We start from the raw sequence: 24,513 nt of genomic DNA, 5'->3' as shown, positions 1-24,513 counted from the left end.
CTGAAGTGGAACAGCGAACCTACAACCAGTACTGCGCGACCGCGCGCACCCTCGACCTTGTCGGGGAACGCTGGACCCTGCTACTGATCCGCGAGTTGCTGACCGGCCCCAAGCGCTTCGGCGACCTGCAACACAGCCTGCGCGGCCTGGGCACCGGCCTGCTGGCCGCACGGATGAAGCATCTGGAACGCGAAGGGCTGGTCCACAAGGTCACCCTCCCTCCGCCGGCCCGCACGCCCGCCTATGCCCTCACCCAGGCCGGCGAGGAGCTCGGCCCCGCAGTGCTGGCCTTGGCCCGGTGGGGCCTGAAATGGGCAATGGACGAACCCCGTGAACAGGAGACCTTCCACCCCGGCTGGGCCGTGCTCGGCCTAAGGGCGTGCTTCGACGCCGAGGCCGCCGCCGGCCTGCGCGCACTGTATGAGTTCCGCGTCGAGGAGGAGGTCTTCCACGCCCGCATCGACGACGGCACGATCGAAACGGTGCACGGCCCGGCCCAGCACCCCGACGTGGTGATCACGATCGGCGGTGAGGTCTTCCGCGACCTCGCCGCCGGCCGGTCGACCCTCGCCGAAGCGATCAGTGACGGCGCCGCTTCGGCCTCCGGCGATCAGCGAGCCCTGCGCGAACTGCACCAGCTGTTCCGGCTTCCACCCCCGCAAACCCGATCGGCGGCACAGACCCCCGCGTCATGAAGCGGCCCGTGAGATCAGGGACGGCACTGCCCACCGCTACTCGCGTGGACGGCTCGGGCATCTGCGTGCGGGGCTCGGCTCACCTGGGCCAGACAGTCGTCCAGACGGCGACCGGCCTGTTCGCCGGGCATGCCTTCTCCGACACCTTGCCCACAATCACGAAGGGGCCGTAGTACCGGGCTTCGCTCGAAGGCTTGTTAGCCTGTGTCCTGCAGTCGACCACCACCCTCTGGGTACCCTTCCCAGACGTGCACTTTCCCCAAGCCACGTGGGTACCAGCGGTAGTTTTCTTGACCCCATGAGCACAGTCGCGGGGCACCGCCTGCGCGGGGGCGGCGTTCAGGCTCAGGGTCAGCACACTCGCACAGAGCACCAGGACGGCCGGCAGTTTCCTCATGTCATTCCTTACGTGGGACGATTTCGCGAACATCAGCCTGTCAAGCCGGGGTATGTCCGCGGTATGCCGTCGCACGATGGCAGCGCGCGAGCGGAGGCGACGCGCGCCCCTTCCAACGCGCCACCTCAGTGGCTCGCCCACGCCGGCCGAGAACCTACAGCCAGGAAGGCAGCCGAGGTCGGTCTCGAAGTCGAGCAGTGACAGCCGACCGTGCGCGAGGGCGGGCGCCCACGGTCGCCGGCCTAGAGGAAGCCGATCACGAGGAAGCGTTCGATGATCACGCCTACCGCGATGACGAAGGCGATGCCGCCGGTGACGAGCATGCGGCGGCGGCCCCGGCGGGCGTGGCCGGTGCCGCGAAGGCGGAGGACCTCGTAGACGAAGAGGGCGATCCAGCTCACCGCGAGGCCGACGAGGCCGAACGGGGTCCAGGCGGTGGTGGCGTCGGGCGGGAGCTCGTAGCCGGGGGGCTGCATGGCTCGGGGGCCCTTGGGGAACGTCTTGAGCGTGTAGACGGCGGCGGATTCGTTGGAGTAGACGCGTTTGAGCTGGGGGGAGGCGTCCAGGGCGGCCCGGAACCGGTCGCCCCAGCCCTTCGGGAAGCCGTGGTTGAGCTCCAGGAAGTGGGCCTGGGCCTGACTGGCGATCACGTAGGTCTGCGGACCGAGGTTCCTGATCGAGCGCGTCACCTGCGCGATCACCTTCGGATTCGGCAGCACCTGGACCTCGCGGTACTCCACGTTCTCGATGTCGCGCTCGCGCCAGGGGATGGTGGGCGTGATCTCCTCCCCGAGCGTCGGCACCAGATAGAGGAGCTGGGCGCGGGGCTTGTCGTGGTCGTACACGTAGTGCATGGCGGCGACCTCGCCCGGCGTGACCCGTTCGAACTTCTCGTTGCCGTACCTCGCGACCAGGAAGGCCATCGAGAGCGCCAGCGCGCAGACGGCCGCGAGCACGAGCGAGATCCGCCGGGTGAGTCGCGGGTCGAAACGCACGTTGCGCCGCCGGTCCGGCACGGTCTCCTCGCCCGTGTCCGCGCCGGCGGGAAGGTTCGGGAAGAAGGCGTAGGCGGCCAGGATGCAGGCGCCAGGCAGGGCGAACATGTAGATCCGCAGGCCGATCTCGCCGCCGTAGCTCTGCAGCGCGAGGGCGAGGACCGGGATGCACAGCAGGACGAGCGCGGCCCGGTCGCCGACTCCCCGGCGCAGGCGGCGCACCAGGCCCACGGCGGCCAGGGAGAGGATCACGCCGCAGATGCCCAGCCGTACCCGCAGGACCTGTGCGTGCTGTGGGTCGGTGCCCGAGATCCGGTCGCCGGTGTTCTCCTGGAAGGTGGCGAAGATCCGGCCGATGCCGCCGAAGATGTGGTCGATGTTCCCGGTCCAGTACGACGTGGCCTGGTAGCTGATCCAGGCGAGCACGGTCAGGCCGAGGAAGAACGGCAGCGCCATCGACAGGCTGGTACGGCGGAGCAGGATGAGCCCGGTCAGCGCGCCGAGCATCATGAACGGCGTGATCTGGTGCGCCGCCGTGGACGCCGCGAACAGGATGATCAGCAGAGTCAGCATGATCACGCGGTCGGAGAGGGAGGGGACGGCGATGGACAACTCGCCGGGAGTGAGCGAGTCGAGCTTCGCCACCAGCCGGCGAACGCCACGTTTGGCGGGCAGGGGTTTCGTCCGTGGATCGACCTTGCCGAACCAGCGCAGCACGATCGCCACGAACGCCAGATACAGCGCGAAGGTGAACCCCTGCGGGGAGAAGTAGTCCTGCCCGATCCACTGGACCAGGATGAACAACAGCGCCGCGAACCACCGGGCCCGCGTGGTCGCCACGACCAGGCGCAGCAACAGCACGAACGGCAACAGGTAGAGCAGGTTGGAGAGCAGCGGGGTCCACTGCAGGATCGCCGAGAGGTCGGTGATCCCCGCCGCCCGCGTGACGAACGCGAACAGCACGAAGAAGCCCGGCCAGGAGAATCTCGCGTCCAGCCCCGGCAGCGTGTCGCCGGTCCGCGCGATGTACTCCACGAACCCGGCGTGCACCCAGGCCGTGTGGAACCGCGGCTCGTCCTCGACCAGCGCGGCGGCGCCGTGCAGCGCGAAGGTGATCGTGGCGAGCTGGAAGAGGAGCAGGCCCTTGCGGTCGGTGTTCTGCGCCACGGTGACGAAGAAGGCGAGGATCAGCAGCAGGATCGCGCCGAAGGCCGCCGCCGGCAGCACCGAGATGAGACCCAGCCCGTCGATCTTGTCCAGCTCGACCCCGCGCAGCGGCCCCGGCGACATCCTCAGCGCCAGCACGTAGATGATCAGGCCCTCGATCGTGAGGACCGGCGGCGCCCAGCGCGGCGCCGTGACCAACAGCGCGTCCAGCCGGTCGCGCACCCGCCCGAGCCGCTCCCCCCGGCGTACGGCGGAGCCCGGCGAGGGCACGGCGGAGCCCGCCCCCCTGGCCGGCGCGGGGCTGAGGGCGGGGGCGGGGGCGGGAGGCGGAACGGGCGCGGGCCTGCGAGCGGGACCGGGCGCGGGCCCGTGTGCGGCCTCCGGAGCGAAGGAGCCCTCGTGCCGCTCCGGAGCGTAGGAGTCGTGCCGCTCCGGAGCGTCGTCGTACTGAGCCGGGGCGCCGTCGTGAGCCGGGGCGTCGTCGTGCCGCTCCGGGGCGTCGTCGTGCTGAGCCTGGGCGCCGGAGGAGTCCGCAGGGGTGTCGTCGCCGGTGTGCTCGGGGGCGACCTCGTCCGCCCCGTCGTCGATGACCACGATCTTGGGAAAGACCGCCGTGTCGTCCTCGTTGTCCGGCTCGGTGTCCTCCGGAGGCTCGGGATGGGTCGCCTCGGTCTCCTCGACGTCCGGGTCGCCTGTCTTCCCCGTGGTCATGTCTTTGCCTGCCCGTTGCCTCACGTGGTCCATGATGTCGGCTTTCCGGCTACCTGCCCGCGATGGACGGCTGCGGGGTGTCGTCGGCATTGAGAATTTTGCGTAGTCCGCCGAAGATCAACACAGCCACCAGCAGCTCGCTGAACAACAGCCCGTACCCCACCGCGTCGACGCCGAAGGCCGGGAACATCACGACCGTGCTCGCGATGACCAGCACGGCGAGGCCGACCTGGACGAGGGCGAGCTTGCGCGCCTCGCTCCGCGTACGCAGGCCGCTCAGATAGATCTCGATCAGGACGCGAGGCAGTACGGCCAGGGCCATCAGGCGCAGGAGCAGGGTGCCCTCCTCGGCGAAGTCCGTACCGAAGACGGAGAGGATCAGCGGAGCCACGATGATCGTCACCACCACGATCGGCACGATGATCATAAAGGCTCTGCGTAACGCCGTGCGCGCGTTCGCGGCGAGGCGTGACCGGTCGAAGGAGCCCTCCACGGTGAGCGAGGTCGCCATGTTCATCGCCAGCAGCTCGATCAGCGAGCCCAGCGTGTGGGCCATCGAGAAGTAGCCGAACGTCGCCTCGTCGACCCGCGTCGCGATCAGCACGGGGATCAGGTAGACGATCGCCAGGATCGACAGGGTGCCGGGATAGTCGCCGGCCAGGAACCGGCCGATCTCCCGCAGCCGCGGCGGGTTCCCGCCGGGATTGTCGCGCACGTGCCTGGGGATCACGAAACCGAAGATGAAGATGTTGATCGGGATCAGCGCGATCGTCGTCGGCACGATCCACGAGACGAAGATCCCGTCGTCGGGCAGCGCCGTGGCCAGTGCGACCAGCATGGCCATCTTGACCAGGCCGAAGCAGATGCTGTTGACCGGGACCCAGGTGGCCTTGCGTAACCCGGCCAGCGTCACGTCCTGGAGCGTGAACACCGACCAGACGAGCACCGCCACCAGGAAGAACAGGCCGGGTCCGAAGCCGGACAGCCGGGCGTAGGTCTCGCCCCACAGCGGCAGCGTCAGCAGGAAGCCGAGGGCGGCGGTCACCCCGGTGGCGCCCGCTATGACGTAGGCGCGCACGACGATCTCGGCGGTCCGCCTGCCCGAAACGGGGATGAACCTGGCCAGCGCCCCGACGAAGCCGAGCGCGGTGAGCGAGGCGAACAGCCGCATCGCGGTGATCAGGGCCTGCCCGCGCCCGAAGTCCTCGGGCGCGTAGAGGCGCGCGGCCAGCAACCAGTAGCCCATGCCGAGGACGGCGGTGATGGCGGTGTTGGCCATCAACGCGTAGCCGTTACGGAACAACGGGTTACGCAGGTCGAGCAGGAGCCTCTGCCCGATGCCGGACAGCGTGCCAGCGCCCATGGTGCCGTACCCCCTCGTCGCGCCGCCGCGCCGTGATCCTCTGGCGCGACGGGGGCCTAGACATGCCCGCGCACCCGGCGCAGGCCGTACCGCGTCCTGCGGACCACGGCGTATCCCTTGGTCAGCAGGCGTTCTCTCAGATAGATCAGGGGGACAGCGCGGCCTTCGACCGCGCGGCGGAACATGTTCATCGTGGTGCCGCGTGCGATGGTCAGCCTCGGCATCGCCAGCACGTCGTCTCCGGTGGCGCTGAGGTCGTTGGCCACGGCGCAGGCGGCGACGTAGCCCGCGGCGCGCACCTCGCGCCGCACCCGCGCGCTGGAGTAGCCGTACGGGTAGGCCATCGTGGTGACCGGCCGGCCGATGCGATCTTCCACCAGCGCCTTGTTGTGGCGCAACTCCTGGCGCAGCTCCGCGCCGGGGAGCTGGTCGAGCTGCGGATGGCTGTGGCTGTGGCCGCCGATCTCGATGCCGCAGGACACCGCCTCCCGCACCTGCGACCAGGTCAGCATCGCGTCGAGCGGACGCCCCGCCGCTTCCTCACCGGCGTCTTCCACCCAGCCGCTGGTCAGGAAGACCGTGGCCGGGAAGCCGTGCCGCTGCAGCACCGGCAGCGCCTCGGCGTGGAAGTCGGCGTAGCCGTCGTCGAAGGTCACCACCACCGGCCGCGCCGGCATCGCCCGGCCCGAGGTGTCGTTCGCCACCGCGACCAGCTGGGCGAGGGTGAGCGGGGTGAACCCCTGCGCACCCAGGTAGGCGAGCTGCTCGGCGAAGTCGGCGGGCCGTACGGCGAGCGGCCGGGTCTCGTCGTTCGGCGAGTCGGTGACCGAGTGGTACATCAGGATGGGCACCCGGGTCATGATCGCGCCAACCGCAGCCGGGCCGTGCCGATGACGTATCCCCAGGTCGTCCAGGCGAGCCCGATCACGATGGCCGCCGCTCTGCCCAGCCCGGCGAGGTCGCCGCGGAACGCCTCGCCGACGCCGCGCAGCGCCCCGAGCGGCAGCGCCCGCAACGCGTGGGCGCGTTCGCTGGAGAGCCCGTCGCCACTGCCGACACTGGCCGTGACCAGCGCCTTGGACAACCCTTCCGCGTAGCACCTGCTACGGAAGTAGGCGAACGTGGACCGGAGCGCCGGCACCTTGTGGCCGATCACGGCGGCGGGCTCGAACAGCATGATCGAACCCGCTCTGCGCTGCGACAGCCGGATGCAGAACTCGGTCTCCTCGCACCCCAGCGGCCTGCTCTTCTTGCCCTGGACGCTACGGCCGATGCCGGTGCGGAACCCGCCGACGCCGTCGATCACCTCGCGCAGGAAGGCGGCGTTGCCCCCCATCACATTGCGGATCGGGGCCCGCCGTACGGGCATGCCGAGGTAGGAGCACCCCACGGTCCAGTCGAACTCGTGGGGATACCAGCGCGGGCGGCGGCCGGACGCCCACATCGGGAACGTCCGCCCGCCGACGCCGACGACCGCCGGATTCTGGAAGCCCTCCTCCAGCGCCTCCAGCCAGCCGGGGTCGGCGACGGCGTCGTCATCTAGGTAGGCCACGATGTCGCCCGAGGCCGTCGCGGCGCCGGTGTTCTTGCCCCCGGAGAGTCCCTTCTCGTGGCCGTTCGCCACCACGATCGCCTGGGGGTACTCCCGTTTCAACCGCAGCCGCAGGTCGGGGTTGTAGTCGACGACGAGGATCAGCTCGTGCGCCGGCCGCCGCTGCTGGTCGACGGACTCGACCGCGGCCCGGATATCGTCCCAACGGTCCTCGGTGTAGACGCAGATGACAACGCTGCACTTCATGCCTGCTCGCTAACGGGGTCTACGCCACGCCGCGGTCGGCCGCCGGTGCGGAGGCCGGTTCCGGCATGGGCTGGGCAGGCCGTCGCCGCCACTCGCGGATGATGGTCTTGAGCACGCGGACTCCGTCACGCACGACGTGCAGGTTGCTCTCGCCGTGGATTCGGGACCGCTCGTAGCTGGGCACCTCATGGACGCGCAGCCCCGCACGGGCCGCGCGGATGTTCATCAACGTCTCGACTTCGAAACCGTCGCAGTCGAGGTCGAGGGCGTCCAGGTGGCGGGCCCAGAAGGCGTTGTAGCCGTAGCAGAGGTCGGTGTAGCGGGTGCCGTAGATCCGGTTCACCAGACCGGTGAGCACCTTGTTGCCGAACCGCCGGTTGAAGGTCAAGTCGTCGCTGCCGCCGCCGGAGGCGTAGCGGGACCCCTTGACGAAGTCGGCGCCGGTGACCAGCGAGCCGACGAAGTGGATGATCTCCCGTCCGTCGGTGGAGCCGTCGGCGTCGATCATCACGATGATGTCACTCGTGCAGGCCGCGAAGCCCGCGGACAGGGCGTTGCCCTTGCCCTTGCCGGTCTGAGTCACGATTCGGACATTAGGCCGCAACCGCTTGGCGACGGCGACGGTGTCGTCGACAGAGTTCCCGTCTACCAGCACGATCTCGTCGATCCAATGGGGCAGGGTCGCGAAGACGTGCGGCAGGTTCTCCGCCTCGTTCATCGCGGGCACGACGACGCTGACAGTCGGGGAGATGGCGACATGGGACGTTAGCGGGGTGAACCGCTCCACGGGCGGCACCGACCTCAGGGGGGTCACCTGAGGTTTGCCGTTGTACCTGGTGATCTCGGGGCTCATGGTGAGGGGCTGTCCTTCCGGGCGGTCGGTCGTCGGCGCTGACTGCCCAACGGGTCCGGGGGGCCTCGCGATCGGCGTGATCAGGGGAAATGGCGAATTCCGCGAACGGTGCATGCGAGGGTCCTGGGCTGCTGCTTCGAGGGTTGCGGTGGGAGCGTTATCGCACTCCCGAGGGTTCGGCGGAGGGCTCCGACTGCGTCGACGTGCGGGCCCGGGCGAGGGTGCCTCTCACCTTGCCTTCGCCCCCTGTTCGGTCCGCAGGCCAGTGTCTCCCCGGTGCAGCGTTCGCAGAAAGTACAGGAACCCGCTGAGGACGGCGATCGTCGCCACGCCCGCCCGCGGAGTCCATGCGTCGAAGAGCAGCATGGCCTCGGCCAGCAGGACGTTGATGACGAGACTTGCCGCCGCGCCGACGGACAGCGCGGCCAGAGGGTCACGATCACGCAACAGTCCGACGACTGCCGCACCCGGAACGACCAGAAGGAACAAAGGCGTCAAAACAAGGCGTAACGGTGTGTCGATGTCGGCGAGCGCGATCACCGCCCCCATGAGGCACGCGAGCGCCAAGGCCCACGTCAGTGCCCTCCGGTTCCTGCGCATTCCCTGTTGCTCCTTGCCTGGATCAAGGCATGGTTGATCGCCACTGTGCAATGGGACCAATCACGCCACACAGCCGTCAATGGCGACGCGTAGCACCAGGACATGGTTTACCGGATTGCAGAGCCAAGTCGTAGCGTTATTCCCCATATAGCACCAATGATCTTACAATACCGCTCTACGGTATGGCACGGTGGGGTCCTGTAGTGATAAGAGCGACGTAAAGGCGTTTATCTGTCGCCGGTGGGCGCCTCCGTGGACGGGCTCTCCGTCGGCTCGTCGGTCGGCGGGTCGCTGGGCGAGTCGGTGGGCGGGTCCGTCGGCGGCTCGGCGGCATCGTCCTGACCGGTCCAGGTGATCACGCAGATCGGGCTGCCCGCGGCCGACCGGAAGGACACCCGCCCGCTGCCCGGAACCCCGGGATCGGCGACGGTGACCCAGATCCCCGCGCCGGCACCCGCCTTGAGCCTGCCCCGCCGGGGCGACAGGGCCACGCCGCCCGTCCCCGTCGCGCTCCACGCCATGGCCTTGCCACGGGCGGAGAGCTGGATCCTGCCCGCGCCCGACTCGCCGAGGTCGGCCGGGCAGGTCACCGCGAACCTGGGCGCCGACGCGGGCGCGGGACGCCGGGTGGCGGGCCGGGACGTCCGGGGCCGCGCCGTGGTCGGCCGGGTGGTGCGGGGCGGCGCGGACGTCGAGGGTCCGGCCGTCGGCGTGGGCGTGGGCGTGCCGGGCGGCTCCGGCGTCTCCTCGGGGAGGACTTCCTCCGCGCCAGGGGAGACGTCCGGCTCCTCTTCGGGGCCGGCCTCCGGATCGGGGGTGAAGACCGGCGGCCCGCCGGCGGTGGGTGCGGCCCGCACGTCTCCGGCCGGTGCGGGCAGGCCCTGGCCGACCGCGATCACCGCGCCGGTCGCGGCCAGCACGCAGACGGCCGCCATGACGACCGGCAGGAGCCGGCGCGGCCGCCTGCGGGAACGGCGCTCGACCACGATGGGGAAGCCCGCCTTGTCCACGTGGTCGTACCGCTGCGTGATCAACGTCCTGGTCTGCTCGCGCTCCGGCCGCACACAGGTGTCGACCACCCGCTGGCGCAGCGACAACGGCGGGTACATCGGGGGCGTCAGGTCCAGCAGCCGAGCGGCGGAGACCTGCCTGCGCCTGCGCTCGGTGCACACCTCGCAGCCGCCGATGTGGCCGGACAGCCGCCTGCGCAGCATCGGCGTGAGCGGCCCCTCCCAGGAGTCGACCATCGCCGACAGGTCGGGACAGTGCGCCCGTCCCGTCCTGGCCAGCAGCACGGCGGCGGCGGCGATCTCCAGCTGGTCGCGGGACCGCGCGAGCCGCGTCGTGGCCTGCCGGGAGCTCAGCCCGAGCACGGCGCCCACCTCCGCGGGCGTGAGGCCGTGCCGCAGGGACAACTCCAGCACCTCGCGCTCGGTCCTGTTCAGCTCGCCGAGCACCTCGTGGACCAGCGCGACCAGCTCCGGGTCCGCGGGCTCCTCGTCGAACTCCGGTTCGGGAGAGCCGTGCGGCGGCGTCCCCCTGCCGCGGGTCCGCGCCGCGCACTGGAACCGGGTCAGCGCGTAGAGCCAGGCCCGCAGCCGGTTGGCGTCACCGAGCCGCCGCACGCACCCGTGCGCGGTCACCAAGGCGTCGTGTACGGCTTCCGCCGCCGCGGCGGGATCGGGAAGAAGCGTTCGGGCGTAGTCGTGGAGTCGTTCGGCATAGGCGTCGTAGAGGTCCACGGGCGCCTGCCCGTCCACACGTCGCAGCGCCTCGACCAGTCGGTGGTCGTCGGCGCGTCCGGCATTCGGCCATCCGGGCACGGATCTTCCTCCCCGCAGGACGGGCATGTCCGCGGGCAGCAATCACCTGCCCGCGCCAGTCCCCACACGCGTAGGACGCCACCCCCGCCGACTCGGTTGACCTACCGGCAGATGTCCGGCTTACGGGATAACCAGAAGGCATGACCTGGGGAAACAGGGGGAGGGAGGGGTCTGTGTGACTCAGGTGGCCAAGGGTTCGACGGGCGGGTTGTAACGGCGCGGAGCCACAGCCGCTGGAGTGCCATGGCGCCACGGACGCCGGCTGCCGGCGGCGGGTGGCGCCGGGTGGGCCTGCCGTACGGGGGCTAGCCGTCGCAGTGCGGGGAGCAGAGGCGGCGCTTCATGCCCTCCAGGAAGAACTTGCGGACCTCCAGGACGTCCTTGGCGATGAAGAGTTCGCCGCCGGTGGCCTTGGCGAGGGCCTCCATGGTGCGCTTGCCCTTGGGGGCGTCCGGGCCGAAGGCGATGATCAGGATGCTGACCGGCTTGGTCTTGTCGTACTGCTCCTTGAGCTTGCGCAGGATGGCGGCGTTGGAGATCCCCCCGTCGGGGTCGTCGTTGCCCGCGCCGTCGGTGAGGACCAGCAGTGTGTTGATCTTGTCGGCCTTGTAGGTCTCGGTCATGTGGGCGTAGGCGGCGGCGAGGCTGTCGTTGAGTCCGGTGTCGCCGGTCGCCTTGGCCTTGACCGTGGCCAGGTGCCGGGTGAGGAGGTCCTTGCGGAGCACGCCGTCGACGTTCTCGGTGATCGGGCCGAGCGAGACGGCCTCGCGGTAGTCGGTGTCGCCGTCGAGGTGGGTGGAGAACTCCCAGGCGCCGATCTCGCTGTCCGGGGCGAACAGGCGCAGGCCCTCGGAGGCGATCTTCGAGATGACCCGCATCCGGTCGGTGCCCGTGCCGGGGACGGGCAGCGCCATGGTCCCCGAGACGTCGTAGAGGGCGAGCAGCCGGGTGCCCAGGTTCAGCCGCGACCACGACTGGGCCATCGAGGCGACGGCCTTGGCCTCGGGCAGCGGAAGCGTGCGCGGCGCCTTCTCGGCGAAGCCGCCGGCGACGGCGAGGGCCTCGCCGCCCTTGCCGTCGACCCGGAAGCCCTCCTTGCGCAGGGCCTTCCTCGCGGTCTCGGTGGACAGCTCCTTGGCGAACTCCCGCGCCGCCTGCTGGGCCGCCGGATCCTTCGCGGTGACCACCATGGGGTAGTCGAGGTTCATGGTGCCTTCGGCCGGATAGAGCGGCACGGCCGGGTTGGCGGGCTTCTTGTCGGAGTTGAAGGCCCAGATCGCCTGCTCGGAGGAGATGCCGAGCGGCGCGCGGCCCGACTTCACGTCGAGACTGGACAGCAGCGCCTCGGGGGAGCGGGCCAGCGATCTGGACAGCTGCTTGAGGGCCCCGATGAGCTGGTCCTCCTCGCCCCCCGCGGTCAGCACGCCGGAGGCGGTGAGCATCGCGCCCAGCCCCGCCGCGTTCCGGGCGGGGTCGAGCGCCAGGACCCTGACCTTCTTGGCGAGGCCGTCCGGGTCGGCCACGTTCGCCGCGCCGACCAGGCTGGTCCAGCTCGCCGTGCCGAGGGTCTTCTTCAGGTCCGTCACCACCGAACGCGAGGCGACCAGGACGATCGGCGACTGCGCGGCCGAGCCGACGGGCTTGGGGAGCTGTGCCCCCTTCGCCGCCCCCTTCGCCGCCAACTGGCCGAGCCAGAGGCTGGAGTCGGGGATCCACAGATCCATCGCGGGCGCCTCGCCGGCCAGGCTGTTCGCCACGCCTGGGGCGGCCGCCCCCTTCACCTCGACCCGCACGCACCGGCCGTCCACCCCGCGGCCGGTCTTGTTGAACCCGTCCGCGATCTTGACGATGGCGGGCCGGATGTCGGGGGAGACCGTCACGCGCAGGGCGAGCTCGTCACCCGCGCAACCCCGGTCGCGGTTCACGATCACGAACGCGGCGACGCCGAGCAGCATGGCGAGGGCGACGGCCCCGGCGAGGGGGACGAACACCTTGCCCCGGCCGCCACGACGGCGTGGCGGGGGCTGGTGCGCGTAGCTGCCGTCCTCGAGTTCATCTGTGCGGTGGCGTCCGCCCACGGTGTCCTCTTAGGTGTCGGTGGATGCGGCTGGTCACACTATCGGGTGACAGTCCGCCATATTGACGGAACGATACTGGGAAGCCTTGGACTGGCAACATGCCTCTTTTACTGCAGTGATTACGGTACGCATCGGTAACTTGTGCATGTGTTCATGTTTCGCGATACATCTTGACAGAGCGTCATCGCTCAGTATCGTTAGCGGTAACAACGCGATATGTCGCGTAATGGGGGTGCCCATGTCGGCTGTGGCCGGGGTGCGCGAAAGGGCCGTCACGGGGTGCGGCGATCTGGTGCTCATCGACCTTCCCGGGTTCCGCGACGAGGTCAGGCGGGCGCTCAGGGAATGCGCTCAGGTGAGAAACGTCACGCTCGCCGGCCGTACGTGCCGGGTCGTGGCGGCGGCCGGCGGGGGTGCGACGCTGGCGCGCGTGCTGTCCGCACGAGGTCTGCCGGTCGCGGTCCTCACCGTCGCGCGCCGCGCTCAGTGCCGGCAGGCGTGCCCGTGCCAGGCCTTCCATCCCTCGCGCGTGGCCACCCCCGCCAGTGTGAGCGCCACCAGCGGATCGACCCACCACCAGCCGATCGTGTTGAGCCCCAGCCCGGCCAGGACTCCCGCGGCCACCGCCGCGCACAACAGGTTCTGGGTCCCCTCGCCCGAGGTGGCGGGCGAGCCGAGCCGGGCCCCGAGCCGCCGTTTGGCGAGACCGAGCACCGGCATGCTGATCAGGCTGATCGTGGTGACCGCGATGCCGAGCGCCGAGGGCACCGAGCGGTGGCCGGCCTCAAGGTCGTGCGCCACGTGCACCACCAGGTAAGGCGCGAGCAGCCAGAAGCTGACCGCGACCGCCTTGGTCGCCCGCCGTTCCGCGTGCGCCGAACCGGTGCGAGCCCCCGTGAAGCGCCACACCACGATCAGGCTGGCGAGCGCCTCCACCATCGACGACAGGCCCCAGCCGATCAGCGCGACCGAGTGCGCCTGGAGGCCGGCGACGAGTGCGAGCCCGCTCTCCAGCCCGAGCCAGCCGAGCGTGATCGTCGATAGGCTCCTCGCGCGCCGGGCATCGCGCAACCACGGTTCTGCTGACGCGGCCGGGCGTGACTGGACACGTTGGTCAGGCACCATGACCCTCGCCTCCCACGCCCGGCCGTCGACAGCGCTACGTACCCTACCCGGCACTTAGCGTTACTACGTCCGCTCCACGCAAAACTCGGTTAACTCCTCCCCCTTCTCCCACCTCAACCAGGAGTGTGCGTGCCGTTCACTCTCAGCCACGTCGCGGCGGTTCTGCCCCTGCTGAACTCTCGCCGCCTGGATCCCTGGGCCCTGGCGATCGGCGCGATGGTGCCCGACCTGCCGCTCTTCCTGCCCTTCCTGCCTGCCTACGCCATCTGGCACTCCCTGCCCGGCATCCTCACCATCGACGTCGCGGCCACCCTGGTCGTGCTGGTCCTCTTCCACGGCCTGCTCCGCGAGCCACTCCTCGCCGTCGTCGACCTGCCCCCCATCCGGTACGGCCTGCGCCGCGCCCCCGCCGTGCTGGCCGGAGCCGTGATCGGCTCGTCCACCCATGTGCTCTGGGACTCCTTCACCCACAGTTACAGCGCCGCCATCTGGGGCTGGGACTGGCTGTCCGCCCCGGTGATCGGCTGGATCACCGTGTACCGCGCGCTCCAGTACGCCTCCACGCTGATCGGTCTCGGCCTGGTGGCGTGGTGGCTGATCCCGCGCCTGCGGCTGCGGCCGGGCGGGAGCATCTGGCTGCCGGTGGCCCTCGGCGCCGGCGGGCTCGCCGGGGCCGCGCTCTGGCCGCTGGTGGATCCGCCGGCGGAGGGGTGGGCCTCGACGATCACCAAGCACGGCATCGGCGTGGTGGTCGGCGCGTCCGTCCTGCTGCTCGGATACGGGGTCCTCTGGCGGCTCGTGAAAGGATTCAAGCGTGCTTGAGCCTGTGGCGGACCCCTCGGACCCGCGTCTCGCCGACTACACGCGGATGCGTGACGTCGAGCTGCGCAAAAGCCTCGAAGCCTCCCGCGGTCTCTTCCTGGCCGAAGGCGAGAAGGTCATCCGCCGGGCCGTCGCCGCCGGCTACCCGGTCCGCTCCCTGCTCATGACCCGTCGCTGGCTGGAGCCCTTGGGCGACCTCCTCGACGGCGTGACCGTCTACCTCGTCACCGACGAGGTCATGGAGGGCGTCGCCGGCTTCCAGGTCCACCGCGGCGCCCTCGCCTCCATGGCCCGCCTGCCCCTCCCGGCCGTCGCCGACGTCCTCACCGGCCCCCGCGCCCTGGTCCTCGAGGATCTCGTCGACCACACCAATGTGGGCGCCATCTTCCGGTGCGCCGCCGCCCTGGGCATCGACTCAGTGATCCTTTCCCCCCGTTGTGCCGACCCGCTGTACCGAAGGTCGGTGAAGGTGTCGATGGGGGCGGTCTTCGCCGTGCCGTACGCGCGGATGACCGACTGGCACGACGGGCTCGCCGAGTTGCGTAAGGCGGGCTTCCGCACCCTGGCCCTGACGCCGGACCAGACGGCCACGCCGCTGCCTGAGGCAGAGCTCGGTGATCGGGTCGCCCTGCTGCTCGGTTCCGAAGGTGACGGGCTGTCGTCCCGCTGGCTGCACGAGGCCGACGAGCCCGTGTGCATCCCGATGAGTCGTGCGGCGATGGACCTGGGGGTTGACTCCCTCAACGTGGTGGCGGCCGCCGCGATCGCGTGTCACGGTCTGACGCGTTAGAGAGGGCCCTTCCGCGACGGCCCTCAGGAAAACTCCGGTCGCAATTCTCATTTAGCGAGTGGCCGGTAGTGAAATTCGGGGTATTTCGCAGTTTGTCGCCCCGGGTGGTTCTGAGTTATCGGAGTTTGGCCCGCTATTGTCCCGAAGGGGGCGGGCGTTAATCAAACATAATTCCGCATGGACACAACGAGTCACGGGCTGGATACTTTGCGGGTAATGGCCCCCCAGCCTCCCGGACCACTTTTCCCTCACCGGCATCACACCGCCGGCGTATTTCGTGCTGCCCGCGATGGAAGGCGAATCCGGGGAACGACAGAAGGAGAGCAGATGAAGTCGAAGAAGGCCACCGCTCTGGCGTTGACCGTCGTCGTCGCCGGAGCGTGCCTGGCGACGACCGCCGCCTCGAACCTCGTCTCCGCGGCCCCGGCACAGGCCACCGCCGTCACCGCCCTGCCGCCCGGCTACCAGCTCGTCATGCTGCCCAACGTCAACGTCCCCAACTTCCAGCGCCGCACGCTGTACTGCCCCGGCGCGAAGAAGGTCCTCGGCGGCGGCGCCGAGGCCCAGGGCAACAGGGCGATCCTGGTCGGCTCCTTCCCCACCAATGACGGACGGGGCTGGATCGGCATCGGGCGCCAGGACGGTTACAGCGACGTCGGGATCAGCGTCTACGCGATCTGCGCGGACTGACGTCCGATCGCTTCGCCGGCCCCGGTCGCCACGTCGACCGGGGCCGGTCCCCTGTAAACCACGGTCAAACGCGTGCGTTAATCAAACCCATAACGCGGCCTCCTAGGGTCTGGAACACCGAAGTTCCGAAAGCCTAAGGTGGGAGACCAATGCGGCAGCACGCGCGAATCCTTGTCGGCCTCGGAATCACGATCCCGCTCGCGATGGCGCCGGGCGCCGCCGCGGCGTCCGCCCCGGAGGCGGCGGTGCCGGCCTCGAAGATCGTGGCCGCCGCCCCCACGCACAAGGTCCTGGAAATGAACCTCTGCAACGGCGGGGGCGCCAAGCACTGCTGGGACCCGAAGCCCGGCCCGGACAAGGCCAAGCGGACGATGCAGGAGGCCGCCAAGAAGATCAGGGCGCTCCGGCCGACGATCGTGACGCTGACCGAGGTGTGCAGCGAAGACGTCGAGGCGCTCAAGAAGACGATCGGCTTCAGCGGGGACTCGTTCTTCAACGTGCTCTCGGGGAGTTCCAACGCCAAGTGCACCGGGGGACGGGGAGACTACGGCACCGCGATCCTCGACAAGCGTGCCCTGCCCAAGCCGTACAGCAAGTACCGGTACGAGGAGAGGCTCACCAGCCAGGCCAACAGTGAGAAGCGCGTGATGGGGTGCCGCAAGACCGACACGCTGACCGTCTGTGTCACGCATCTGTCCGACAAGCCCACATCGGTGACGAAGACCCAGTGCAAGGAGGTCATGCGCCGCGCGAAGGACTTCGCCGGCAGGACACGCGTGATCATCGCCGGCGACTTCAACCTGAAGTACAAGGGAAACCCCGATGTCCAGGACTGCGTGCCGTCGGGCTTCTCGCGTAAGGGCGACGGAAACCGTCAGCACATCTTCATCAGGAACAGCCTGCGATTCGGCTCCACGGGCACGCAGGGCATGAACGGCTTCTCCGACCACCCGGCCTTCTGGGCGACCATGAGGTGAGACCGCTCAGAGGGACTCGCGGGCGGCCCAGTCGAGGAGGCGCTCGGCGGTGCTGAAACGGCGGTCGGGCCGGGAGTCGCCGAGGATGGCGCCGACGTAGAGCCGGTCGTCGCGGTCGGCGGCGAAGAGCAGGCAGTAGCCGGCGGCACGGGTGTAGCCCGTCTTGACCCCGGTCGCGCCGGGCGCCGAGCCGAGGAGCTTGTTGGTGGAGCGCCAGGTGTGCGCGCGGTGCACGGCGGTCTTGGTGACCACGTGGCGTTCGGCCGAGGCGATCTTGCGGAGGGTGGCGTCGGCCAGCGCGACCTGGGCCAGCCGTACCTGGTCGCGGGCGGTGGAGTAGCCGCCGTTCGCGGGGCGGGGGAGGCCGTCGGGGTTGGTGTAGCGGGTGGACGCCAGGCCGAGGGAACGGGCCGCGGCGTTCATCTTGGCGACGAAGCGGGTGGTCCCCGGGCCGTAGCGGCGGGCCAGGGCGTTGGTGGCGTCGGCGCCCGAGGGCAGCATCACCGCGTAGAGCAGGTCCCTGACCGTGAAGCGCTCGCCCTTGCGCAGGGAGGCGTGGGTGGCGCCGTTCGTGGACGCGTGGCTCACGTCGGCGGCGGTGATCGTGACGACGTCGCTCAGTTCGGCCTCGCGCAGCACGACGTAGGCGGTCATCACCTTGGTGAGGCTCGCGACCGGCATCCGCCTGGTCGCCTGCTTGCTGTAGTGGACCGTTCCCTCCGAGTCCACGAGGTAGGCCGCTCGCCCCGGCACGCTCGGCGTCTGCGGCCCGGCCTCCGCGAGGGCGGGCGCGGGTGCGAGCAGCACGAGCACGACGGCGCAGAGGAACGACAGGAGACCCCCGATTCTCATGTCGACCATGGTGACACGAGATCATCGGCAACGCCGTCTTCTCTGGTGAAGTGCGCCTAAACCGAGGCGAAGGTGTCCTCGGCCGCGTTCTCACGACGGCGGCGACGGCGACGCAGGACGAGAACGGCGACCACCGCGGCGAGTACGGCGGCGGCCAGGGCGGTGAACGGCGAGCGGGCCGCGACCTCCAGCCACCCCCAGATCACCGTGTAGAGCACGAACATCGTCGCCGGCACCCAGGTCAGACAGCCCAGCGCGCTGGCCACGACGTACCAGGGGTAGGAGACGCGCAGCGCGCCCGCGACCCAGGGCAGCGTGTGGCGCAGGACGGGCACCCAGAAACAGCCGTAGACGGCCAGCGCGCCCCAGCGGTTGACGACGTTCTCCACCTTCTGGATGCGCTCACGACCGGCCCGCTCGCCGATCCGCGAGGAGGTGAGCCGGTCGCCGAGCTTCCGGCCGACCCAGTAGTAGACCTGGAAGGCGCCGAACAGCAGGATCGCCCCGACCACCGCGATCACCCACAGCGGCAGCCCGAAGAGAGAGGGATCGGTCGGGCTGGGAATCACCACCGCAGGGGACCTCATCTCCGACCGTCACCACCCTAGTCACGCGTATATCAGCCAATATTAGGTCAGGCTTACCTCATCTGGCCATGGCGGGCCGGACGAGAAAGCGGGCACAGCACTCTGCAAGCCGACGGCAACCAAAGATAAAGCCGCGTGCCGTACACCTGAAGGTGAACGAAACGGGGTGTCGGCCATGAGTCCGCGAAGCAGTGTGGCGCCGGTGGTGGCGAGCGGAACCGCGAACGCGGTCAAGCTGCTGGTGGCCACCCTCGCCTTCGCCGGCGCGTACGCCGGGGTCGTTACGTCGGGCGGCGCCACCGTCGGCGCGCGGGAGACGGGCGGGCCCGTCCAGACCCTGAGGCTCACCGCACACGTCCTGCCGATGCCCGCCGCCACCGGCGAACGGGCCACCGCGGGCCGCGTCCCCGAGCCCGGCGAGATCACCGTCACCACCTCCACCACCTCCACCACCTCCTCCTCGTGCGACAAGGAGCTCCACGTCCGCGGCCTGGTCGCCAACCCCGACCCTGCGGACACCGTCCTGTACGGCTGGCGCCTGCAACGCTGGAGCCCGGCCGGCCGGACCTGGAAGTCGTACCTCGCCGCACGTTCGGGCTTCATCGGCGAGTCGAAGGTCGTCGAGTGGCGGCCGAACGTGGTGCGCAACCCGGGGTGGTACCGCGTGAAGCTGTCGGTCACCGGCACGGCCGGCACGTACAGCGACCGCTTCCAGCTCAGTTGCTGACCAGCGCCCGCCTGGCCGCCTCGACCCAGCGTGGCACACCCACCCGCTCGGCCACCGCCAGGGCCTTCTCGTAGTGGGTCTTCGACGCCTCCGGCCGGCCGAGCCTGATCGCGAGATCGCCCAGGGTGAGCGCGACCGGCCACAGGGCCACGACCCCGGTGCCCGCGCCCGCGATGCGGTCGGAGAACGGGGTCAGCGTGTCGTAGGACTCCTGCATCCTGATCCGGTCGCCGAGGAGCATGCCGGTCAGGGCGCGCCAGGTCATCGCCAGCTCGTAGAGGAAGTCCGGCCGTACGGGGGTGCGCACGGCCGCCACCGCCCGCGCGTCGCGCTCGTGCCCGGCGGAGGCCAGGGCGAGCGCGTAGGCGTCGAGGGTCCACTTGGCTCCCCGCTGGTGCGCCTCGGCCAGCGGCTCGACCATCTCCGCCGCCCGGCCGTCGACGAGGTGCAGGCAGAAGGTCGTGATCAGCGGCAGATCCTGGCGGCCCTCCAGCATGCCGGCCCGCGCGGTCAGCCGGGCGGCCTCGCGGTAGGCCCGCTCGGCTCCCGGGTAGTCGCCCGCGATCATCCTGCGCTGCCCCGCGTACCAGGCGCCGACGGCGGCCGGCGCGGGCAGGTCGTACTGCTTGGCCAGTTGCTCGGCGAGGCCCACCTCGGAGTCGGCGAGCGCGAAGTCGCCCCTGGCCGCCGCGCACTCCATCAGCACCAGGTGCGCGAGCACCTGCACCGCGACCTGCCCGGACGCCTCGCCCACCTGGAGCAGCTCGTGGCCGATCGCCTCCCGCTCGCCCACCGCGGGAATCCCGTACGACTGGCGCAGCCGCCCGCTGAGCGCGACCGCCAGCAGGGCCGGGTCACCGCTCAGCCGGGCCAACTCCTCCGCCTCCAGCGACGCCTGGTGGCCGCGCCCGGTCGCCGAGCCCTCCAGCTCCAGTGCGAGCGTGGCCAGCAGGCTGGCACGCAGTGCCTGCTCGTCGGCGGGCAGTTCGATCAGCGCCTTCTCGGTGACGTCGACGATCTCCCACGCCGTGCGGGTGAAGTCGCGGGCCATGCCCTTGTGCGGCACGGCCAGCGACGCGGCCACCCGGGCGGTGAGCTCCAGATCGCCGAGCGGGAGCGCGGCGTCCATCGCGGCCCTGCGCTGCCCGCGGGCCGCCGCCATGTCGCCGCACAGCCCCAGCGCCTTGATCAGCCGCAGCGACAGCAGCAGCCGCTCACGCGTGTCACCCGCCTGGCCCGACCGGTCGAAGGCGGCGATGGCCCGCTCCCACAGGGTCGCGGCCTCGCGGTGCGCGAACCGGCGTTCGGCCTGGTCCGCGGCGAGCCCGGCGTAGTGCACCGCCTTGGCGGCGGTCTCCGCGGTGCCGGCCGCGTCGTAGTGGTGGGCCAGGGCGGCCACGTCGCCGGGGCTGCGCCGCTCGATGACGGCGGCCACCGCCGCGTGCAGCCGCGAGCGGCGCAGCCGGGAGGCGTCGGAGTAGAGGGTGCCGCGCACCAGGTCGTGGTCGAAACGGAGCCTGCCGGGCCCCGGCTCGGTCACCAGACCGGCCAGCAGCGCCGCCTCCACCGCCTCGACGACGGCGTCCTCGTCACCGGTGACCTCGACCAGCACGTCGACGTCGACGTCTCTGCCGATCACCGCGGCCTGGAGCAGGATCTGCTGGGCGGGGCCGGGCAGCCGCGCGATGCGGCGGCGCAGCACGTCGCGGACGCCCGAGGGCACCCCGGAGAGCACCTCGGCGGCGGTGGCCCGTTCGCCCGTCGACTCCGCGTCGAGCAGCCGCACGGTCTCGCGTACGAAGAACGGGTTGCCGCCGGTGCGCTCGGCGATGGTGGTCACCGCCTCCTCGTCGACCTCGCGCACGCAGGTGGCCCTGACCAGCTCGGCCACCGCCTTGGGGTCGAGCCCCGACAGGCCGACCCTGACCGGTCCCAGCCTGGCCAGCGCCGCCAGCACGTCGGCCTGCTCGCCGCCCAGCTCGCTGTCCCGCGCGGTGACCACGAGCAGCACCCGGCTGGTGGCCAGCAGGCTGGGCAGCGCGCGCAGCAACGCGAGGGTCTGCGTGTCGGCCCAGTGCAGGTCCTCCAGGGTGATCAGGACCGGCGACTCCTTGGCGACCGCCGCGAGATAGCCGCCGACGGCCCGGTGCAGGCGGAAGCCGCCCGAGGCGATGTCGTCGTCGGGGTCGGGGGCGGTGTCGTCGAGCAACGGCGCGAGAAGCTGGCCGTACTCTCCGGGGCCCGCGACCGAGACCAGCCGGCGCAGTATCTCCACCCAGGCCCAGCCCGGCGGCGTGGCGCTGCTGTCGGGACACGCGCCGGCCGCGGCGGTCCAGCCGTCGGCGGTGAGCTTGCGGGAGAGCTGCCGCACCAGCGTGGTCTTGCCCGCGCCCGGGTCACCGCTGATGATCGCCACCGTGAACCTGCCCGTACGGCCGGCCGCGGTCGTCAGCCGGGCCAGCTCGGCCTCCCTGCCGACGAACGGCTCCAGCTCCAGCTCCAGCGGCGGCTGGTCGGCCTCACCGGCGGTCGGGCGGGGCGGCCAGGTGTCGGCGGCGGGGACGGCGGGGCGGTGGCGTTGCGGGGGAGCGGCGAGCTCCAGGTCGGGGGCCTGAGCGAGGATGTCGGTCTCCAGCTTGCGCAGCGCGGGACCGGGATCGATGCCCAGCTCGTCGGCGAGCGTGCCCCGGGCGCGCCTGAGCGCGGCCAGCGAGTCGCCCTGCCTGCCGCAGCGGTACAGGCCGAGGGCGAGCAGCCGCCAACCCTCCTCGCGCAGCGGGTGCTCGGTGGTCAGCGCCTCCAGGTCGGGCACCGTCTCGGCGTGCATGCCCAGCCGCAGGCCGGTGTCGGCGTGCCGCTCCCTGGCGACCAGGCGCAGCTCGGTGAGCCGGTTGACCTCGGCCTCCGCCCACGGCTGGTCGGCGAAGTCGGAATAGGGGGTGCCGCGCCACAGGCCCAGCGCCTTGCCCAGCCGGGACCGCGCGGAGGCGGGGTCGTCGCCCTCCATGTGCTCGCCCGCGCTGCGCATCAGCGCCTCGAAGCGCAGCGCGTCGACCTGGTCGGGGGTGACCCGCAGCGCGTAGCCGGAGGCCACGGTCACCAGCAGCCGGTTGGGGCCGCCGCGTGGCCTGCCCGGCTCCAGCACCCGGCGCAGCCGCGAGATGTAGACCTGCAGGCCCGACTGGGCGCCCTTGGCGGCGTCGTCGGCCCACAGGTCGTAGAGCAGCGAGTCGACCGGCACGACCTGCCCGCGGGCAACGAGCAGCCGGGCGAGCACGGCCCGCTGCCGTAACCCGCCTAGGTCGAGTTCGGCGTCGCCTTCGTACGCCTCGACCGGTCCGAGAACCCGGAACGCCACCATGTCAGCCGCCACGCTATGCGTGCTCTCGAACGGCGCACAAGGTGTTTGGATGCTTTGGGGCCGCGCTACTCGCGCGCGCAGGCTCCGTCACCGTGTGCGTCCTCCTCGACCGTGTCACTGCCGTCTCCCGTGCCACCCCCGTTACGTTTGCGCAACAGGGCCCACGCGCCGAGCGCCAGGCCCCCGAAGGGGATCTCGACAGTGTAGGTCCAGAAGCCGAACAGGAGTGCCGCGGCGGTCGCGGCGGGCAGCGGCACCCCGAAGGCGGCCAGCAGGACCGCCACCCCGGCTTCCATGATCCCGGCGCCGCTCGGGGTGACCAGCGCGGTGGTCAGCACCCGGGACAGGGCGAAGACCGCGATCGACTGGGCGAGCCCGGGGTAGGCCCCGGTGGCGTACAGGCAGCACACCATGATCAGCCATTGCAGGATCTGGAACGCGATCATGCCGAAGGTCAGCCCCGCCCAGCGGTGCCGTACGACCTCGGCGGTGTCTCTGCGCAGCTTCGTCAGGGCCTGGGAGGCGGCGTGCTCGCGCGGGCGGACTTTCGCCGGGGCCAGCCGTACCAGTGCGTCCAGGCCGCGGCCCAGGGCGGCGCCGGCCCGGTCCCAGTAGAGCGCGGTGCCCACCACCAGGACCAGGACCAGGATCGAGACCGCGCCGACCCAGCCCGCCTTGGCGACCGTGCCGTTCGGCACCTGGCCCGCCAGGAGCAGGGCGAGGATGCCCACCGCGGGCAGAATGAACCGGAACAGGGTGTTCCACACGCCGCTGACCAGGGTGGAGACGACCACCGAGCGGATGGTGAAGCCCCAGCCCTTGGTCATCGCGAAGGTCAGCGCGACGCCCGCCGCGCCGCCGAAGGGCAGCAGGTTGCTCACCGCGCTGCCGCCGGCGTTCAGCGTGAGCGCCTGGAGATGGGTGAGGCCGGGCAGGGACGCGGTGAGCACGAAGGTGTACGCGGCGAGGCTCGCCAGCCAGGCCGCCGTCATGGCCACGATCATCAGCGGGCTCATCGCGGAGAACTCCGCGCCGATCGCGTTCCAGGAGACCTCCTTGTCGGTGAGGCTCCCCACGATCTGCGGGAGGAAGACCACCAGTGTGACGGCGAGCGTCAACGACGCCGCCGACAGGACGATCCTTGCCCACGTGTTCTTCATCTCGCCCTAGTCTGCCTGGAACCGGGCGCGAGCATCTCCTACTCGAGAAGGAGTCATCCCCTTAGGGGCTCGTCGAGCGGATGCCTCAGCTTCGAGCCGCGGGGGGCGTCGCGCCTGACGTACCACTCCGTGCCGAAGATCAACCGGTAGAGCGGTCCGGGGATCTTCAGCAGCACGCCCAGCGTGCGGGCGCCGTCGCCGCCGGTGGCCTGGGAGGCGTGCGCGGCCATGCTGGCCCGTTTCTGCTTGATGTAGCGCCGCACGTTCACCCGGTGGGTGATCGTCTCGCCGGGGGAGTAGGCCCGCTCGAAGCTCCGCATGTCGAACTCGGGCGGGAACGTGTAGAACCTGGCGGCCAGCCGCAGCGCCTTGAGCAGCGGGTCGCGGTTGACCGTCGCCTCCAGCACGATCGGCGTGCCGGCGATCTCGGCCGCCCGCCTGCCCACCCGGTGCACCTGGACGTGGTCGGGATGCCCGTAGCCGCCCGCCGGGTCGTAGATCGTCACGAGGTCGGCGTCCTCCTCCTTGAGCACGGCCGCCAACCGCTGTGCCGCCTCCTCGGAGTCGGCGTCGATGAACGCGTTCTCCGGCCGCTCGTCGGCCACTCCGCCCTGCTCGGCCAGCCCCGAGTCGGCGTAGCCCAGCCTGACCACGCGGGCGCAGCCCAGCAGCGCCGCCGACCGGTAGAGCTCCTTCATCCGGGCCTCGCCCAACTCGTCACCGGGCTCCAGATCGGCCAGCCCGCGCTCGCCGGCGGTGGCCACCACGAGCACCACCCGGTGCCCCTCCGCCGCGAGCATCGCCATGGTCCCCGCCGTGAGCAGGGCCTCGTCGTCGGGATGGGCGTGGAAGAACACCGTGTTCATCGTGCTCCCTCCGCGTCGCCGGCTCGCTCGGTCGAGCAGAACTTTACTCCCGGTTCGCGGTCCGGATCGCGGGGGT

The 24,513-nt window shown here is 70.8% G+C and carries 21 protein-coding genes; 7 read left to right on the top strand and 14 right to left on the bottom strand.

Translation table 11 applies throughout. The annotated features are described in order from the left end of the window. Positions 1–5 precede the first annotated feature (5 nt). Positions 6–695: a winged helix-turn-helix transcriptional regulator gene (locus MBA17_RS50230; RefSeq protein WP_238495128.1), complete on the top strand. Its 690-nt coding sequence runs from the start codon at positions 6–8 to the stop codon at positions 693–695. An 8-nt stretch (positions 696–703) separates the two neighbouring features. After that, positions 704–868 (top strand): hypothetical protein, encoded by a 165-nt coding sequence (locus MBA17_RS05280; RefSeq protein ID WP_238495127.1) that lies wholly within the window; start codon positions 704–706, stop codon positions 866–868. A 466-nt stretch (positions 869–1,334) separates the two neighbouring features. On the opposite strand, the gene MBA17_RS05275 is transcribed toward MBA17_RS05280, so the two are convergent. From MBA17_RS05275 to MBA17_RS05235, 9 genes are all read right to left on the bottom strand, one after another. After that, positions 1,335–3,989, bottom strand: coding sequence for an ICP22 family protein (locus MBA17_RS05275; RefSeq protein ID WP_238495126.1), 2,655 nt, complete (start codon positions 3,987–3,989; stop codon positions 1,335–1,337). A 25-nt stretch (positions 3,990–4,014) separates the two neighbouring features. Beyond that, a complete protein-coding gene (locus MBA17_RS05270; protein ID WP_238495125.1) occupies positions 4,015–5,328 on the bottom strand; it encodes a lipopolysaccharide biosynthesis protein in 1,314 nt (437 codons plus the stop codon). 56 nt (positions 5,329–5,384) lie between these two features. Continuing rightward, entirely contained in the window at positions 5,385–6,188 is an 804-nt protein-coding gene (locus MBA17_RS05265; RefSeq protein ID WP_238495124.1) for a polysaccharide deacetylase family protein, read from the bottom strand. Then, positions 6,185–7,126 carry a glycosyltransferase family 2 protein gene (locus MBA17_RS05260; protein WP_238495123.1) on the bottom strand — a complete coding sequence of 314 codons (942 nt, stop codon included), beginning with the start codon at positions 7,124–7,126 and terminating at the stop codon, positions 6,185–6,187. Before MBA17_RS05260 ends, MBA17_RS05265 begins: the two co-directional genes overlap by 4 nt. Before the next feature lie 19 nt (positions 7,127–7,145). Next, positions 7,146–7,979, bottom strand: a complete 834-nt coding sequence (locus tag MBA17_RS05255; protein WP_238495122.1) for a glycosyltransferase family 2 protein — start codon at positions 7,977–7,979, stop codon at positions 7,146–7,148. Positions 7,980–8,207: 228 nt separating this feature from the next. Beyond that, the gene (locus MBA17_RS05250; RefSeq protein WP_238495121.1) at positions 8,208–8,579 is read right to left on the bottom strand and encodes a hypothetical protein; all 372 of its coding nucleotides are present in this window, start codon (positions 8,577–8,579) and stop codon (positions 8,208–8,210) included. Between the two features lie 227 nt (positions 8,580–8,806). Beyond that, positions 8,807–10,402 carry an RNA polymerase sigma factor gene (locus MBA17_RS05245; RefSeq protein WP_238495120.1) on the bottom strand — a complete coding sequence of 532 codons (1,596 nt, stop codon included), beginning with the start codon at positions 10,400–10,402 and terminating at the stop codon, positions 8,807–8,809. Between the two features lie 305 nt (positions 10,403–10,707). Next, positions 10,708–12,480, bottom strand: coding sequence for a substrate-binding and VWA domain-containing protein (locus MBA17_RS05240; RefSeq protein ID WP_238495119.1), 1,773 nt, complete (start codon positions 12,478–12,480; stop codon positions 10,708–10,710). A gap of 483 nt (positions 12,481–12,963) precedes the next feature. Then, positions 12,964–13,551 carry a cation efflux transmembrane domain-containing protein gene (locus tag MBA17_RS05235; RefSeq protein ID WP_238495118.1) on the bottom strand — a complete coding sequence of 196 codons (588 nt, stop codon included), beginning with the start codon at positions 13,549–13,551 and terminating at the stop codon, positions 12,964–12,966. A gap of 183 nt (positions 13,552–13,734) precedes the next feature. Here MBA17_RS05235 and MBA17_RS05230 point away from each other — a divergent pair, with 183 nt between their 5' ends. From MBA17_RS05230 to MBA17_RS05215, 4 genes are all read left to right on the top strand, one after another. Next, a complete protein-coding gene (locus tag MBA17_RS05230) occupies positions 13,735–14,427 on the top strand; it encodes a DUF4184 family protein (RefSeq protein ID WP_238495117.1) in 693 nt (230 codons plus the stop codon). 46 nt (positions 14,428–14,473) lie between these two features. Further along, on the top strand, positions 14,474–15,217 hold the full coding sequence (locus MBA17_RS05225; RefSeq protein WP_238495626.1) for a TrmH family RNA methyltransferase: 744 nt from the start codon (positions 14,474–14,476) through the stop codon (positions 15,215–15,217). Between the two features lie 327 nt (positions 15,218–15,544). After that, entirely contained in the window at positions 15,545–15,907 is a 363-nt protein-coding gene (locus MBA17_RS05220; protein WP_238495116.1) for a hypothetical protein, read from the top strand. A gap of 149 nt (positions 15,908–16,056) precedes the next feature. After that, positions 16,057–16,884, top strand: coding sequence for an endonuclease/exonuclease/phosphatase family protein (locus tag MBA17_RS05215; protein WP_238495115.1), 828 nt, complete (start codon positions 16,057–16,059; stop codon positions 16,882–16,884). A gap of 6 nt (positions 16,885–16,890) precedes the next feature. Here MBA17_RS05215 and MBA17_RS05210 read toward each other — a convergent pair whose 3' ends face one another. Both MBA17_RS05210 and MBA17_RS05205 read right to left on the bottom strand, forming a co-directional pair. After that, the gene (locus tag MBA17_RS05210; RefSeq protein ID WP_238495114.1) at positions 16,891–17,736 is read right to left on the bottom strand and encodes a D-alanyl-D-alanine carboxypeptidase family protein; all 846 of its coding nucleotides are present in this window, start codon (positions 17,734–17,736) and stop codon (positions 16,891–16,893) included. A gap of 56 nt (positions 17,737–17,792) precedes the next feature. After that, on the bottom strand, positions 17,793–18,308 hold the full coding sequence (locus tag MBA17_RS05205; RefSeq protein WP_238495113.1) for a DedA family protein: 516 nt from the start codon (positions 18,306–18,308) through the stop codon (positions 17,793–17,795). Positions 18,309–18,498: 190 nt separating this feature from the next. Between MBA17_RS05205 and MBA17_RS05200 the strand changes: the two genes are divergently transcribed. Continuing rightward, positions 18,499–19,050 (top strand): hypothetical protein, encoded by a 552-nt coding sequence (locus MBA17_RS05200; RefSeq protein ID WP_238495112.1) that lies wholly within the window; start codon positions 18,499–18,501, stop codon positions 19,048–19,050. Here MBA17_RS05200 and MBA17_RS05195 read toward each other — a convergent pair. From MBA17_RS05195 to MBA17_RS05185, 3 genes are read right to left on the bottom strand one after another with little or no spacing between them, the layout of a single operon-like run. Then, positions 19,040–22,423: an ATP-binding protein gene (locus MBA17_RS05195; protein WP_238495111.1), complete on the bottom strand. Its 3,384-nt coding sequence runs from the start codon at positions 22,421–22,423 to the stop codon at positions 19,040–19,042. The two genes, MBA17_RS05200 and MBA17_RS05195, sit on opposite strands and share 11 nt — an antisense overlap. Positions 22,424–22,476: 53 nt before the next feature. Next, the gene (locus MBA17_RS05190) at positions 22,477–23,571 is read right to left on the bottom strand and encodes a lysylphosphatidylglycerol synthase domain-containing protein (protein ID WP_238495110.1); all 1,095 of its coding nucleotides are present in this window, start codon (positions 23,569–23,571) and stop codon (positions 22,477–22,479) included. Positions 23,572–23,624: 53 nt separating this feature from the next. Continuing rightward, complete coding sequence (locus tag MBA17_RS05185; protein WP_238495109.1) at positions 23,625–24,437, bottom strand: PIG-L deacetylase family protein; 813 nt, start codon at positions 24,435–24,437, stop codon at positions 23,625–23,627. Positions 24,438–24,513 lie beyond the last annotated feature (76 nt).

This window comes from Dolomitihabitans soli (assembly GCF_022213955.1).
Taxonomy (GTDB): Bacteria; Actinomycetota; Actinomycetes; order Streptosporangiales; family Streptosporangiaceae; genus Streptosporangium_A; species Streptosporangium_A soli.
The sequence above is the reverse complement of the archived record's forward strand: the minus strand, read 5'-3'. Positions and strand labels throughout refer to the sequence as shown.

What these genes read in the sequence shown, in the direction of transcription:
- MBA17_RS05270 (WP_238495125.1), bottom strand. Translation starts at nt 5,328, where the DNA reads ATGGGCGCTGGCACGCTGTCCGGCATCGGGCAGAGGCTCCTGCTCGAC.
- MBA17_RS05265 (WP_238495124.1), bottom strand. Translation starts at nt 6,188, where the DNA reads ATGACCCGGGTGCCCATCCTGATGTACCACTCGGTCACCGACTCGCCG.
- MBA17_RS05260 (WP_238495123.1), bottom strand. Translation starts at nt 7,126, where the DNA reads ATGAAGTGCAGCGTTGTCATCTGCGTCTACACCGAGGACCGTTGGGAC.
- MBA17_RS05255 (WP_238495122.1), bottom strand. Translation starts at nt 7,979, where the DNA reads ATGAGCCCCGAGATCACCAGGTACAACGGCAAACCTCAGGTGACCCCC.
- MBA17_RS05250 (WP_238495121.1), bottom strand. Translation starts at nt 8,579, where the DNA reads ATGCGCAGGAACCGGAGGGCACTGACGTGGGCCTTGGCGCTCGCGTGC.
- MBA17_RS05225 (WP_238495626.1), top strand. Translation starts at nt 14,474, where the DNA reads ATGCGTGACGTCGAGCTGCGCAAAAGCCTCGAAGCCTCCCGCGGTCTC.
- MBA17_RS05220 (WP_238495116.1), top strand. Translation starts at nt 15,545, where the DNA reads ATGAAGTCGAAGAAGGCCACCGCTCTGGCGTTGACCGTCGTCGTCGCC.
- MBA17_RS05215 (WP_238495115.1), top strand. Translation starts at nt 16,057, where the DNA reads ATGCGGCAGCACGCGCGAATCCTTGTCGGCCTCGGAATCACGATCCCG.
- MBA17_RS05210 (WP_238495114.1), bottom strand. Translation starts at nt 17,736, where the DNA reads ATGAGAATCGGGGGTCTCCTGTCGTTCCTCTGCGCCGTCGTGCTCGTG.
- MBA17_RS05200 (WP_238495112.1), top strand. Translation starts at nt 18,499, where the DNA reads ATGAGTCCGCGAAGCAGTGTGGCGCCGGTGGTGGCGAGCGGAACCGCG.
- MBA17_RS05190 (WP_238495110.1), bottom strand. Translation starts at nt 23,571, where the DNA reads ATGAAGAACACGTGGGCAAGGATCGTCCTGTCGGCGGCGTCGTTGACG.
- MBA17_RS05185 (WP_238495109.1), bottom strand. Translation starts at nt 24,437, where the DNA reads ATGAACACGGTGTTCTTCCACGCCCATCCCGACGACGAGGCCCTGCTC.